Origin of the sequence: Pseudomonas sp. BCRC 81390, assembly GCF_030341915.1 — a bacterium.
GTDB lineage: Bacteria > Pseudomonadota > Gammaproteobacteria > Pseudomonadales > Pseudomonadaceae > Aquipseudomonas.
The window spans coordinates 1-284 of the sequence record NZ_JATAAG010000055.1; the positions used below are offsets into that span (position 1 = coordinate 1).

General features: G+C 66.9%; 1 protein-coding gene. It reads left to right on the forward strand.

Annotated features, from left to right (window positions below):
* Positions 1-284, forward strand: a 284-nt coding sequence (locus QSV36_RS14690) for a hypothetical protein (RefSeq protein WP_289132657.1), incomplete at both ends; no start/stop codon positions are given.

The window sequence follows — 284 nt, forward strand, 5'->3', positions numbered from 1 at the left end:
CTGGACACCGCGCGCAACGACCCTGCCAGCCTCGGCATCGCCATGACCGACAGCTTCCGCTTCGGCCTGGAGGATGTGCTGGAGTTCTCGACGTTTTCCTCCGCCAGGTATGCCAGCGTGCATGGCTTCTACAGCCGCCTGGGGCGCTGGCACGAAACCCGCGTCCAGGTGCGCAACGCCATCCAGCGCGAGCAACTGCCCAACGGCATACTGGCGCTGACAGTGCCCGACCCGGTCGGCATGGTGATGGAGCTGAACGCGCAGCGCACGGGCTGGGTACAGCG